The following is a 13,547-nucleotide window of genomic DNA, read 5'->3' on the forward strand; positions in this document are numbered from 1 at the left end:
ATAACCAATCGAATAATAATTTTTCTACATTTGCGTTACAGGAGATTTGAGGAAAGACACGATTGATCCCTTGTAAAATATATTTCTGAGATCTATTACAACTGAGTCTCGGCAAGACTATGGTTTTGTTGATAAACCGTAAATCACTCAACCATATATATTTATAATCTATTCCTCCTTTTTATGAAATCTCAGATCTATCAACTAAGCATCTTTTTAAACCTCGATTACAAACTGATTCTGTTCGCTTTATATCTTCGTTCTTCTTTTTGTTAGCCATAGTCTTGCCGAAACTCATTTACCTGTAAAGACGATTGCGAATATTCATGATAATAAAGATTGTATGCAGGAAATTCATGCCGATAAGGTTTTAATGATAGCGATCGGAAATAATGATTATATCAGTTATAATAAACTGTTTGATCGTTATTACGGGCGTCTTTGTCAGTATGTGTATAGTCTATTGATGGATAGAAATGATGCGGAGGATGTTGTTCAAGAGCTTTTCTTGAATTTATGGAAAAATAGGGGGAGAATAGAAATAAAGGAAAATGTATCAGGATATTTATATCGGATGGCTAAACATCTGGCCTTGAACTTTATCCGATCAAAGGTGCAGACGGGAAGTTTATCAGAGAATCAAGACTTATTACTTCTATCCTATGAGGATAATCAACTGGAAACAGAAGAGTTTAGGATCGCTCTTTATGATTGTATAGACCATTTGCCGGATCGGAGCAGAGAAGTGTTACTTCTTCACAGGGTAAAAGGATTGAAGCAGAAAGAAATATCGGAGAAACTATCTATATCCGTGAAAACAATTAAAAATCAAATATGGATGTCTTTACAGAAGTTGAAGGAATGTCTGGAGATGAAGGAGGTATAAAATAATGAGAAAATTTTCAAGGTTCGTATAGGACCTTTTTTTATTTGTGGTGTCATTTAAATAAAGACTAGACTCATGGAGAAGAAAAAGCAAATAGGAGAACACATCGTTGACCATTTATCGGAGAGGATGAATGAAGAGATCGTGGATCCGGTTCTGGATGAATGGTTGGCTGAGGATGAGTCTAATCAAGAGGATTTTAAACGGTATAAAGAGATCTGGAAAGAAACAGGCTCTTATCTGGAGCAAGAAACTTTTAATGCTCAATACGCATGGGATAAGATCGATCGTATCAATAAGGAGAGAGATAATAAGCGGAAACGCTTGGTGAATATCGGATATATCATTTCAGGAGTGGCGGCTACTTTATTGCTTGTCCTCGGGTTTTCGAAAATGGGAGTATTTGATAAACAGCCGGAAATGCTGGTTCGAATGACCGCTGATTACGGAAGCCGATCGGAGGTGGTCTTGCCGGATGGTTCCGTTGTTAAGCTGAATTCTGGATCTGATATTACGTATTCCTATAACGCAAAGGAGAATATCAGGGAAGTGAATTTCCAAGGAGAGGGCTTCTTCGATGTCTCGAAGAACAAGATACCGTTCGTGATCAAGATGAGCAATGGATTACGCTTAAAGGTACATGGAACTTCTTTTAATTTGCAAGCGTATACGGATGAAAAAACAGTTGAAGCCTCGTTGGTGGAAGGTTGTATCGAGTTGGATCATGGGAATGATAAGTTGTTAATGAACGCCGGTGACATGGCGATTTTCGATAAGCAAACCAACAAGATGAGACCGACATCGGGTGTGTTATCTCATTCGTACAGCTGGCTGGAGGATAAACTCTATATGGATCATATGTCGTTGGCTTCCGTCTGCAAATATCTGGAGAGGAGGTACGATGTAACCATCCATCTTCAAAAGGATTTGGGGAATAGTATACATTACGATGGAGTCATACAGGAGGAAACCATAACGGATATATTGGGCGTACTATCCCGATTGAGTGATATAAGTTATAACGTGAAAGGAAAAAATATAAGTATAACCTCTAAATAAAGTCTGCCTATGAAGTAAAGAACAGGAATCGCATGAATACACATGAAAAACGGGAAATGCTGGAACATTCCCCGTCATCTTTTTGATCATTAAAATTAGTGCTCGTAACACTAGTGTTAACAAACAATCGAATTACAAATATATGAATTTTTGGAATATAGCAAGGCCGGAAGAGTCTCCGGTCCTTAAAAAAACTTTGTCTATTATGAGATTGACGACATTATTCTCTATCGCATGTTCACTTCAGATCTCGGCCTCTGTCTATTCGCAAGAGACAAAGTTGTCTTTGGACGTTAATAACCAGACAATAAAGGAGGTTCTTTTCAAGATAGAGAAACAGTCTGGCTTCCGTTTTATCTACGAGAGCGAGAAGGTTAACCTGAATAAGAAAGTATCTGTACATGTGAAAGAGCAGACGGTGGAAACCATTTTAAAGCGTCTTTTCGCAGGGGAAGGCGTAAAGTATGAGATTACGGAGAATAATTTCATCTTGATTAATCCCTCTACAAAAAACGAGAAAGCCGCCCCTTCCTCACAAGCCGTTTTGCAAAAGAAGAATTTAGTGCAAGGTGTAGTGACCGACGAGAATGGAGAACCTATTATTGGCGCGAACGTAGTTGAGAAAGGTACTACCAACGGAACGGTTACGGACCTTGATGGAAAATTTACGATGGAGGTATCGGAAAACGGTGTCCTTCAAATCTCTTACATCGGATATGCCATGACGGAATTGCGTCCCGGCAAGGAAGCGAATTTGAACGTGAAGTTACGGGAAGATGCTTTGCAAATGGATGAGGTTGTAGTTGTCGGTTATGGTACGGTAAAAAGAGCGAACTTGGGTGGTGCCGTATCTACGGCCGACGCGAAAGCGTTTGAATCTCGTCCGATTCAGAATGCGGCTCAGGCTTTGCAGGGAGAGGTACCCGGTTTGACGATTACACGTGCCGGAGGCGCTCCGGGTTCGGACATGACCATGAAGGTTCGTGATGTCTCTTCTATCAACGGTGGTACTCCCCTTGTTTTGATTGATGGAGCGGAGGGAAACATTAATATGATCAATCCTTCCGATATCGAGAATATTTCTGTATTGAAAGATGGTACGGCCGCTATTTACGGTGCTCGTGCCTCGGATGGTGTTATTCTGGTGACAACGAAAAGTGGTAAGCGCAATCAGAAGACATCTGTTGCTTTTGATGCATATTACTCTATTAAGACTCCTGCGTTGTTAAGGAAACCGGCGAATCTATTACAACATGCGGAGATGGCCTTGGAGATCACCGATGGATCATTCACTCCAGAATACACGAGAGATCAATTGGACCTGATCCGGCAGAATAGTGATCTGGTGTTGACTGATGCGGAATGGGGGCGTTGGACCGGTTATCCGCAATTCTTCAAGGATCAAGACTGGAATGATATGCTTATTGGCAATGGTAATATGCAGAATTACAATGTCAATATCTCCGGCGGTGGAGAGAGATACTCGTATATGTTGTCTTTAGGCCATCAGCGGGAGGAAGGTATCCCTAAATTTGGTGAGGATGTGAACAAGCGTTACTTCGTACGTGCTAAATCGAGCGTCGAGATCTTCAAGAACTTGACTTACGATCTTAATTTAGCTTATGAGGCAAGCAACAGGGACTATTCCTCGGGTTTGACGGAAGGACAGAATATATGGGAACTGATTTATAAGACTCGCTCTTGGACTCCGATGTACAATCCGTCGGGAACTTTCTATACATTCGAGGGTTTCGATAATCCGGCTCAAGTATTGGAAGACGGGGGTATGGTGAATAAGACTACAGGTAATATAACGGTCAACAACCAATTACGCTGGAAAGTGATCGACGGATTACAATTGGTGGGGCAAGCCGTGATCCGTAAGTATGATCAGGATGAGAACGTGACGAACAAGAAAATCACCAATTACGATTGGGATAATAACGAGGTCCGGGAGAAACGTACGCCGAATAGCGCGGAGCGTCGTTACCAGAAAACTTTATCCAAGAACTTCACGCTCTATGCTGATTATAAAAAGAACTTCAATGACCGGCATGATTTAAGCGTGATGGTCGGTACTTCCCATGAGTCTGAGAATTATGATAGGTTCACGGCGAAGCGTATTAACTTCGACCAACAAGAAAATATGTCTTTGCAATTGGGTAGCGCCCAAGATCAAAACGCTTGGAGCGAGGGAAATCAGTGGACGATTAATTCTTTCTTCTCCAGAGTGAATTATACGTTTGCCAATAAATATGTCATCGAAGGAACGATCCGTGCGGATGGTAGTTCCCGTTTTGATCCGGATCACCGTTGGGGATGGTTCCCGGGTGTAAACGCGGCTTGGCGTGTCGGGGAAGAAGGCTTCATGAAAAGATTGGGTTGGTTCGAGGACTTGAAGGTAAGGGCTTCTTATGGAGAGATGGGTAATCAGTCTGGTATCGGATTGTATGATTATATTCAATTGATCTCTTTATCGAACGATTATTATCCTTTCGGGGCTGGCGTAAAAGGACAAATGGCTACGTCTGGAAATATTATTTCTACCTCTCGTACATGGGAGACGATCCAGACAACCAATGTGGGATTTGATTTCTCGACGCTCAATAACCGTTTATATGGATCGTTCGACTACTTCTGGAAAGAGAATAAAAACATGCTTATCCCGAAGACATATCCTTCTATGTTAGGTGCGGACGCTCCGAGCACGAACAGCGGCCATTTAAGTATTCATGGATGGGAAATCTCTCTAGGCTGGAGGGATCAGATCAAGGATTTCAGCTACTCGGTTCGCTTTAATATCAGTGACGCGAAAAACAAAGTCGTGGATCGGGTTGGAAGTAACCTGATCAAATTAGGTAATAACGAGACTCCGACCGGATATCCGTTGAATTCCTATTTCGGATATGAATTTGATGGAATCATCCAGAATGAGCAAGAATTGGAGGCGTATAAATCTCGTTTCTCGGAAGGGGGTATCCCGGGTGACTTGAGCGTAGGTGACGCTATGTACAAAGACTTGGATGGAGACGGGAAGCTATCCGTATTAGGTGATGGTAAAGAAGGCTCCGGTGACGTGAAATACTTGGGCGACAAGAACCCGCGTTATAATTTCGGCTTTAACCTGAGTATGGCTTGGAAGGGATTCGATTTGAGCGCTTTCATACAAGGAGTCGGCCGTAGGACGATGTTCTTGGAAGGGGAGAGCCGGTGCCCGATGCCAGAGGCATGGTATCAATCCGCCGAGTATTGGTATGGAAAGACTTGGACCCCGGAAAGAACGGACGCCCAGTATCCGGCGATCACGTTGAAGGATAAACGAAACTACAATTATTATGTATCTACGAACACGAAGTTTAACGTTGCGTATGCTCGTTTGAAAAACTTGCAGTTCGGTTATACGATCCCGCAGACTTTGACCTCGAAGGCCGGTTTGCAGAAGGTGCGGGTGTATTTTTCCGGCGAGGATTTATTCGAGGTACATAACACGCCAAATGGTTGGGACCCGGAGGAGAACAGCGGTAGCATTACTTCCTATCCGTTTACCCGTAATTATTCATTTGGTATAAATGTCGTATTTTAAAAATTAAAGCGAAAAGTCATGAAAAACTATCGGATAATATTGGGAAGCTTTATTGTTTCCGCTTTGTTCTTGTCAAGTTGCCAAGATATAGACCTGTTGCCAAAAGATAATATGCCGGACGAGCTATTCTGGAAAACCCCGGATGATTTCGAGAAAGAGGTCAATTGGCTCTACACACGTACCGAGACGTTCGGCACGAAGGATACGGATAGCGATATCGCCTATGAGTTGAACGAGAATACGACGAGCAACGGTACGTTGATCGCACCGAATACGGATGCCCTATGGGACTCTACTTTCATAGACCTGCGTCAGAGCAATATGATTATCGAGAAGAGCCAGACGTACGAGGGCGATCCCTCGGAGATCGAGCGGTATGTGGCTGAGGCCCGTTTCTTCCGTGCTTACTCGCATTTTCGGTTGATGGCGAAATACAACGATATCCCTATCTTGACGAAGGTGCTTACCGTAGATTCCCCGGAGTTGTATGGTTCTAGGAATAAGCAACAGGAGGTGGAAGACTTCATCTTGTCGGAACTCAACGAGGTGTATGCTAAACTACCCTTGCAGAGTGAGTTAAACTCGGATGAGGCGAGACGTGTAACCCAAGGCGCTGCCTTGGCGTTGAAAGCGAGGGTTGCCTTGTTTGCCGGGACTTGGGCGAAGTATCACCAGCACCGTTCGGACTATCAGCAGTTGTTGCAACAAGCGATCGATGCCGCTGCAAAAGTGATCGATAGTGGTGAGTATGCTTTATATGAAGGCTCTGGTGAGGAGAGCTACCGCTACTTGTTTATCAATGCGGGCGATAATTCAAAAGAGGGTATCTTCGACAGTCGGTACGAGACGGATATCCGCCACCATAGCGACGCGTGCCCTGTATATTGGGGATGGCGAGGGACGCCTACCCGTAAGCTGGCCGATATGTATTTGTGTAAGAGTACGGGATTGCCGATTGAGAACGCTAATTCCGGATTTGAGGGATATGCCACGATCAAGAGCGAATATGAGAATCGTGACCCTCGTATGAAACAGACCTTCTTGATGCCCGGAACCGACTATATCAGTCCGCAAGACGGCGCCTTGACCTGCCCGCCGCAATTTACCATACGTCCCGAGACACGTACGGGTTATAAGTTGTGGAAATATATGGCGGAGACTTCCGTTCCTTCTGACAAGGATGTATATGATTATCACATCATCCGTTATCCGGAGGTATTGCTGATATTGGCTGAGGCCACTTACGAGAAAGACGGGGCGATCAGCGATGACATCTTGAACAAGACGATCAATGTGATCCGTTCCCGGAAAGGCGTGGAGATGCCTCCTCTGACCAACGCTTTCGTGAAGAGCAATGGGTTGGATATGCGGACGGAGATCCGTCGGGAACGTACGATCGAGTTAGCGTTCGAAGGCTTCCGCAGGGATGATTTGAGACGTTGGAAGACGGCTGAGACGGAATTGATAGGTGCCATAAAAGGCATTAAGCTGAAAGGTTCGGAATACGAGAACTTGGATGTCTTGAACGAGGGAAATCCCGGTTTGACAGACGAAAATGGATTCTTGATTGTGGAACCGGCGGAGAATCGTAACTTTGTGACCCCGAAGCATTACTATTATTCCCTTCCGTTGGATGAGTTGTATCTGAACCCGAACTTGGCTCCGAACAACCCGGGGTGGTAGGGTAATGCCTTATATTCCGGTAAAAATGGCCTTGCACTGGTGTAAAATGCCTTTTTAGATCTAAGAAATGGCTTTTCACCCTCGCGAAGTACCTTTTAGATTTCTAAAAACGACTTTGCGCTTGTGAAATGCCATTTTTAGGTTTAAGAAATGGCTTTGCACCCTTGCGAAATGCTTTTTAGATCTCTAAAAATGATTTTACACCGGTGAAATGCCATTTCTAGAATATTTTATGAGAGTAAATGAATTTAAAATTGAATCGAATGTCATTCATAAAGAAGATAGGTCTTGTATGCTTTATCGTCTTCTGCTGTGCGGGATGCCGTAGCGCGGGAGAGAAACCGGTTGAGAGTGCGGCTGCTCCCCGTATTATCAACATCATCAATTTCATCCGCCAGACAGATTACCGGGTGGAGAACGCTGATAGTTTATTGTACGAGACGGTTTGTGAGCAAGTGAAATTGGTGAATAAATATGATTTACCGGCAACCTTCTTATTGCAGTACGATGCGTTGATCAACCCATTGTACCAAGATCTGTTGAAAAGTAAACTCAATGATCATTCCGAGATCGGCGCTTGGTGGGAACTTACGCAACCGCAGATCGAGGCCGCCGGGATCAAGTGGCGTGGCGAGCATTCTTGGGTCTCGCACGCGAATATCGCTTTCAGCACCGGATATACGAAAGAAGAACGGGAGCGACTGGTGGATGTCTATATGGCGAAGTTCAAGGAGATATTCGGCACGTACCCGAAATCGGTCGGCTCTTGGTTTATCGACGCGCATACCTTGGGGTATATGTACGATAAATATAAGATCGTGGCGTCGTGCAACTGCAAGGACCAAGTGGGGACGGATGGTTATACCCTATGGGGTGGTTACTGGAACCAAGCCTATTACCCGAGCCGGGTAAACGCCTATATGCCGGCGCAGACCGAGGAGGGGCAAATCCCCGTTCCTATTTTCCGTATGCTGGGCAGTGATCCTATTTATCAGTATGATGATGGTCTGGGACAAGAGCGTCAAGGGGTGATCTCCTTGGAACCCGTGTATGAGAAGGCGGGCATGGATCGCCGCTGGGTGGATTATTTCTTGGAATCGATCGTGGATCAGCCTTGTCTGGCCTTCAATTACGCGCAAGCGGGACAGGAGAACTCTTTCACGTGGAGTAATATGAGCAAGGGACTGGAGATGCAGATCCCTATCTTGGACTCCTTGAGGAAGGAAAATAAGATCCGGGTGGAGACGCTGGGCGAATCCGGTGCGTGGTTCAAGGAATGCTTCAAGGTTACGCCGGCGACGGCTGTCACTACGTTGACGGATGTCCGTGGAGAAGGCAATAAGACGGTCTGGTTTAACAGCCGTTATTATCGGGCGAACTTATTGTGGGAGAAGGGAACATTCCGCTTTAGGGATATCCATCTTTTCGACGAAGGCTATAAGTCCGCTTATATGGAAAAGCCCGGAGACGGGAACCAGTTCTTGTTCTATACCTTGCCCGTCGTGGACGGATTCATGTGGAGCGAGGGACTCGATCGTGCCGGGCTTCGGATCGTCCGATTAGACAAGGATGGAGATAAGGAGGAACTTACCTTGGATCATCCGGTAGTGACGGAGATAGGCAAGGATACCTTGGTAGTTTCCGCCGAAGACTCAAAAGGCCATCCATTCAAGATCACCTTCTATGAGACCCGCTTCGAGGTAGCCGCTCTGTCAAAGGAGGCGGATTTCTCATGGGCTTTAGAGCTAAAGGCTGCGGCAGGGAAGGAGCTACCTTTCACCGTTATAGAGGATAAGGCAGTCAACGCTAGCTTCGATGGTTTCAACTACGTGATCACCTGCGAGAAAGGCCATATAAGGAAACCTGAATCTGGTTCGGATTATGTCTTTAGGATATTTCCGTCGGATCAGGAAATAGTAATAGATTGTACAAATGCGAGAAAGTAATATGAATATATCAGTTTGGAGAAAATGGGTGATCGTATGGATGGTCGCTGTGCTCAGTGGTTTTCAATTAAGGGCGGCGGATCCTGTGGTCGTCCCGGCGAATACGGAACCGCTGACGATAGAAGGAAATCGTTTTGTCACCTTATGTATCATGATACGTACGACGCCTTGGGAAGTCTCCCGGGATGTCAAGTTACATCCCCGCGATGAGGTGGATTGGCATACGCTTGAGGGAGTACGTGCCTTGCGGGAGGCTTTCGCCACGAATAACCCGAACGGTCGTCTTACATGGGGATTCACGATGAATGCCTTGGAGGACGGACGGAAGAATTACCGGGAGATCCGTGATTATGTAGTGGAGTGCCAAAAGAAATATGGGGATGAGGTTACTTATTTCCCCGGTTATTTTCCTGCGATGTATCTACCCCGTGAGCGGGTAAACCGTGAGATGTCGGAGGCGATAGAGATCATTTCTAAAATGGTAGGAAATGGTTATCGTCCCCAATCGATTATGGGAGGTTTCTTATCGGCCGATAATCTAAGATATCTGGCGGAGAAAGAGAACATCCATGTGGCGCACGCCGTGATCTGGAGCCAGCATAATATAGACGGTGGTGGCGCTGACGGTTCTCCTTCTTATCCTTTCTATCCCTCGACGGAACACTTCTGCAAGCCGGCGCAGGGAAAAAGCGATTTCATCGATTGCGTGAATCTGGATGGCTGGACGATGGACTTTATCTGTGCCCGCCGTAGCGGACAGACCGGACATGGTATCGATGGATATAACAGCCGTAGAGGTGTCGGCCCGATCGAGACGTACAAAGGTTGGGGGCTTGATTTGGGGCATCGTGAGGTGATGCACACGGAAGCGATTCACTTTGATAAAGGTCTTGAGTTGAATGGCTTTGGCTGGGTAGCCAATATCTGGGAGGCGCAGATGGTACATGAGTTCGGGAAGGATCTCATCTGCGATGCCATGAAGATGTGGGTAACGGGTACCAAGGAACGCTGGCCGGATACTCATTTCGTTACGTTCGGAGAATTTGGCGAACTTTGGAGAAAACAATATAAATCGAACGACGACTGGAACTATCGCTTCGTAGAACGAGGCTCTGGTTTGGGAGACTCTTATAATAACTTGGAGATAAAATGGTTTATGAATAAGGAATTCCGCTTGGCCTTATTACGTGATTGGCATACGAAAAATTCCCCGGCTTATGTCATCGACTTTACCCGTTATGATTTGCCGGCTCATGAACCTGCCGATCCGACCCCGACAAAACCGGCTAAGGATTGGAGCTTGATCAACAAAATCAACCAAAAAGGTCTCCGCCCGCAAGATAAGCCGGTCTTGATCGATAAGTTGGAGAAAGAAGATCAAGATTTGATTCGGAAATATTATCCGGAATTATTTAAATAGTTGGTTTATGAAAAAGATTACCGTTGTTTGTTTAGCTCTTTGCTCCTTTCTTTTTGGGGGAGATCTCTTCTCCGTAAAGGCGCAAATCCTAGAGAAGTTCACATTGCCTACTCCATGGACAGAGGAGGCATTGAAGGCTGAGATTCCTTTACCGGAATATCCGCGTCCACAGATGGTGCGTTCGGAATGGTTGAATCTGAATGGTATATGGGATTATATGGGAGGAAAAGACCTGCTCGATCCTGTTACGGCGACCACTCCTCCAGCCTTTCCCGCGAAAGTAGAAAAGATACGTGTGCCGTATCCTCCGGAATCGGAATTATCCGGTATAGCTCGTGGGGGTGATACTTGTCTGTGGTATAAGCGTAGCTTCTCTGTTCCTCAAGCATGGAAGGGCAGGCATGTATTGTTGAATTTTGGGGCTGTAGATCGGATCTCGTCTGTGTTTGTCAACGGTAAGAAGGTGGGTACCCATACGGGAGGGTACGATGCTTTTAGTTTATATTACTGATTATTTGAAATCCGGTGAAAATGTCCTTGTGGTAGGTGCTTATGATCCTAACGACGGCCGGGCCGCTTCGGGCAAGAACGGCTCACGTGGAGATTATATTTTTACCTCCGGTATCTGGCAAACCGTTTGGCTTGAACCGGTAGAGAAACAATATATTTCTCAGATTAAGCTAGTGCCCGATTTAAAAAATAATCGGTTGGAAGTAATTGCTTATACGGAGGATAAGGAGTTAAAGGTAACGGCTATCGCGGATAATGGTACTTCAGAGGTGGCAAGAACCGAAGGAAATTCCAATATGAGTTTTTACTTGCCTATCCGGGAACCCCGTCTATGGAGTCCAGATGATCCTTTCTTGTATGGTTTGAAATTACAGTTGAAAGATCGAAAGGGTGAGATAATAGATGAGGTATCTTCTTATTTTGGTATGCGTTCTGTTAGTATGGGAAAGGTAGATGGTGTGCTTCGGCCTTTATTGAACGGGGAGTTTGTTTTCCATATCGGTCTTTTAGATCAAGGTTATTGGCCCGATGGCGCATTTACCGCTCCTACCGACAAGGCTTTGTTATATGATATAGAACTGGCGAAACGTGCGGGTTTTAATGTAATACGCAAGCATATCAAAGTAGAGCCTCAACGTTGGTATTATCATTGTGATAGGCTTGGCTTGATGGTTTGGCAAGATATGCCGAATCTTTGGGAGCCTTTGAAGCGACAGACATCACAGCTTGGGTGAAAAAGTACGATCCGAATCGTTGGGTAAACGGTATGTCGGGATATAATTACGCTCCGGGCTATCGGAAAGCTTATGGAGATCCCGGAAATGGAGATTTCGTGGATATGCATCATTATGGCAAGATCGAGCCTAAGGCGATCCCCCGTCCCGATGATAAACGTGCTGCGTCCCTTGGCGAATTCGGAGGAAAAGGTCTATTTGTGCGTGGGCATATGTGGCCTGTACGCAATGACGCTTATGAGATGATGTTGAATAGAGAAATCTTGACCGATACCTATGTATTAATGCTTACCGAGCTAGAGCAGATGATAAACTATTTCGGACTAAGCACGGCCATCTATACGCAGACTACAGATGTGGAACATGAGATAAACGGCTTGGTCACTTATGACCGAAAGGTGGAAAAGATGGATCTGGAGAAGGTTAAATACATCAATCAAGAGGTAATCAAATGTACACGGGCAAAATAAAGAATACCTAGTTAAGTTTATGGGAGTGTCCTCGGAAAAGGACACTCCTTTTTTATATATTTGGGCATCTTATTTTTCATGTTATAAAAAGGTTGGTAAATGAAAAAAATCGTTGTTGCTTCCGATTCATTTAAAGGCTCAGTATCTTCGATTGAAGTGGCTGAATGTGCCGAGTTGGCGATCCATAAGGTTTTTCCGGATTGCGAGGTCGTGAAAATCCCGGTTGGGGATGGGGGAGAAGGTACCGTGGAGACTTTGATTACGGCGATGGGTGGAGAAGCCGTATCTTGTGTCGTACATGATCCGTTGATGAGATCGGTCGAGGCCACTTATGGGATACTGGGAGATAATCGTACGGCGGTTATCGAGATGGCGACGGCGAGTGGTCTTACGTTAGTGCCTGTGTCGGAACGTAATCCCTTGAGAACAACGACGTATGGAACCGGTGAGTTGATAAAAGACGCTATGGATCGTGGTTGCCGGGATTTCTTGATAGGAATAGGGGGAAGCGCAACGAATGACGGAGGAACCGGTATGTTGCAGGCCTTGGGTTTTCGTTTTCTTGATAGAAAAGGGAATGAGCTGGGATTGGGTGGGCAGATCCTTAATCAGATTTATGAGATAGATTGCTCAAGGGCATTATCGCAATTGCGGGAAACTTCATTTACCATAGCCTGCGATGTGAATAACCCTTTTTATGGTGAGAAAGGGGCGGCGTATGTCTTTGCCCGCCAAAAGGGAGCGGACGACGCTATGGTCCGTTTGCTGGATGAGGGCTTGCGAAATTTTGCGGAAGTCATAAAAAGAACGGGACGAATAGAGATAGACGACATTCCGGGTGCGGGAGCCGCAGGTGGTTTAGGTGGAGGATTTGTCGCTTTCCTAAAGGCTGAACTTAAACCCGGTATCCAGATGGTTCTGGATGCCTTGCGTTTTGATGAATGTATACGGGGGGCGGATCTGATTATTACGGGAGAAGGTAAACTGGATAAACAGACTTGTATGGGAAAGACCCCATGCGGAGTATTGCAGGCAGGCATGAGACAGGGTATCCCGGTTATCGTAATGGGTGGTTCCGTAGAGGAGGTAGAGGCGCTTAATAAATCCGGGTTTCTGGCGGTCTTGCCACTTCTTCCTTATCCGGTTTCCTTGGAGCAGGCGATGGATAAGGATTTCACTTGCTGGAATATTGGGCGTGCCTTGGAACAACAATTGCGTGTAATCAAATATTATATGAATCACTAATACATGGGTAT

At 45.4% G+C, this 13,547-nt stretch carries 10 protein-coding genes; all 10 read left to right on the plus strand.

What is annotated here, in order from left to right:
• Positions 1 to 343: 343 nt before the first annotated feature.
• The 10 genes from NBH16_RS13830 to NBH16_RS13875 all read left to right on the plus strand — a co-directional run bounded on the left by NBH16_RS13830 (position 344) and on the right by NBH16_RS13875 (position 13,536).
• Positions 344 to 886, plus strand: a complete 543-nt coding sequence (locus tag NBH16_RS13830) for an RNA polymerase sigma factor (RefSeq protein ID WP_122145659.1) — start codon at positions 344 to 346, stop codon at positions 884 to 886.
• Positions 887 to 961: 75 nt separating this feature from the next.
• Positions 962 to 1,945 (plus strand): FecR family protein, encoded by a 984-nt coding sequence (locus NBH16_RS13835; RefSeq protein WP_250788751.1) that lies wholly within the window; start codon positions 962 to 964, stop codon positions 1,943 to 1,945.
• Positions 1,946 to 2,087: 142 nt separating this feature from the next.
• On the plus strand, positions 2,088 to 5,528 hold the full coding sequence (locus NBH16_RS13840; protein WP_333558125.1) for a TonB-dependent receptor: 3,441 nt from the start codon (positions 2,088 to 2,090) through the stop codon (positions 5,526 to 5,528).
• An 18-nt stretch (positions 5,529 to 5,546) separates the two neighbouring features.
• The gene (locus NBH16_RS13845; protein ID WP_250788753.1) at positions 5,547 to 7,211 is read left to right on the plus strand and encodes a RagB/SusD family nutrient uptake outer membrane protein; all 1,665 of its coding nucleotides are present in this window, start codon (positions 5,547 to 5,549) and stop codon (positions 7,209 to 7,211) included.
• Positions 7,212 to 7,474: 263 nt separating this feature from the next.
• Positions 7,475 to 9,157: a hypothetical protein gene (locus NBH16_RS13850; protein WP_250788754.1), complete on the plus strand. Its 1,683-nt coding sequence runs from the start codon at positions 7,475 to 7,477 to the stop codon at positions 9,155 to 9,157.
• Complete coding sequence (locus tag NBH16_RS13855) at positions 9,144 to 10,577, plus strand: DUF3863 domain-containing protein (protein ID WP_005863528.1); 1,434 nt, start codon at positions 9,144 to 9,146, stop codon at positions 10,575 to 10,577. Before NBH16_RS13850 ends, NBH16_RS13855 begins: the two co-directional genes overlap by 14 nt.
• 7 nt (positions 10,578 to 10,584) lie before the next feature.
• On the plus strand, positions 10,585 to 11,088 hold the full coding sequence (locus NBH16_RS13860; protein WP_005863526.1) for a sugar-binding domain-containing protein: 504 nt from the start codon (positions 10,585 to 10,587) through the stop codon (positions 11,086 to 11,088).
• On the plus strand, positions 11,066 to 11,821 hold the full coding sequence (locus tag NBH16_RS13865) for a glycoside hydrolase family 2 protein (protein WP_250788755.1): 756 nt from the start codon (positions 11,066 to 11,068) through the stop codon (positions 11,819 to 11,821). Before NBH16_RS13860 ends, NBH16_RS13865 begins: the two co-directional genes overlap by 23 nt.
• Complete coding sequence (locus NBH16_RS13870) at positions 11,818 to 12,291, plus strand: hypothetical protein (RefSeq protein WP_250788756.1); 474 nt, start codon at positions 11,818 to 11,820, stop codon at positions 12,289 to 12,291. The genes NBH16_RS13865 and NBH16_RS13870 overlap by 4 nt, the downstream gene beginning before the upstream one ends.
• Positions 12,292 to 12,390: 99 nt before the next feature.
• Entirely contained in the window at positions 12,391 to 13,536 is a 1,146-nt protein-coding gene (locus tag NBH16_RS13875) for a glycerate kinase (protein ID WP_122382721.1), read from the plus strand.
• Positions 13,537 to 13,547: the final 11 nt, after the last annotated feature.

The sequence above is a fragment of the Parabacteroides sp. Y3-G-102 genome (assembly GCF_023656845.1).
GTDB classification, from domain to species: domain Bacteria; phylum Bacteroidota; class Bacteroidia; order Bacteroidales; family Tannerellaceae; genus Parabacteroides; species Parabacteroides distasonis.

Coding starts and splice junctions, on each gene's coding strand:
- NBH16_RS13830 (WP_122145659.1), top strand. CDS start 344: ATGCAGGAAATTCATGCCGATAAGGTTTTAATGATAGCGATCGGAAAT.
- NBH16_RS13835 (WP_250788751.1), top strand. CDS start 962: ATGGAGAAGAAAAAGCAAATAGGAGAACACATCGTTGACCATTTATCG.
- NBH16_RS13865 (WP_250788755.1), top strand. CDS start 11,066: ATGCTTTTAGTTTATATTACTGATTATTTGAAATCCGGTGAAAATGTC.
- NBH16_RS13840 (WP_333558125.1), top strand. CDS start 2,088: ATGAATTTTTGGAATATAGCAAGGCCGGAAGAGTCTCCGGTCCTTAAA.
- NBH16_RS13850 (WP_250788754.1), top strand. CDS start 7,475: ATGTCATTCATAAAGAAGATAGGTCTTGTATGCTTTATCGTCTTCTGC.
- NBH16_RS13845 (WP_250788753.1), top strand. CDS start 5,547: ATGAAAAACTATCGGATAATATTGGGAAGCTTTATTGTTTCCGCTTTG.
- NBH16_RS13860 (WP_005863526.1), top strand. CDS start 10,585: ATGAAAAAGATTACCGTTGTTTGTTTAGCTCTTTGCTCCTTTCTTTTT.
- NBH16_RS13855 (WP_005863528.1), top strand. CDS start 9,144: ATGCGAGAAAGTAATATGAATATATCAGTTTGGAGAAAATGGGTGATC.
- NBH16_RS13875 (WP_122382721.1), top strand. CDS start 12,391: ATGAAAAAAATCGTTGTTGCTTCCGATTCATTTAAAGGCTCAGTATCT.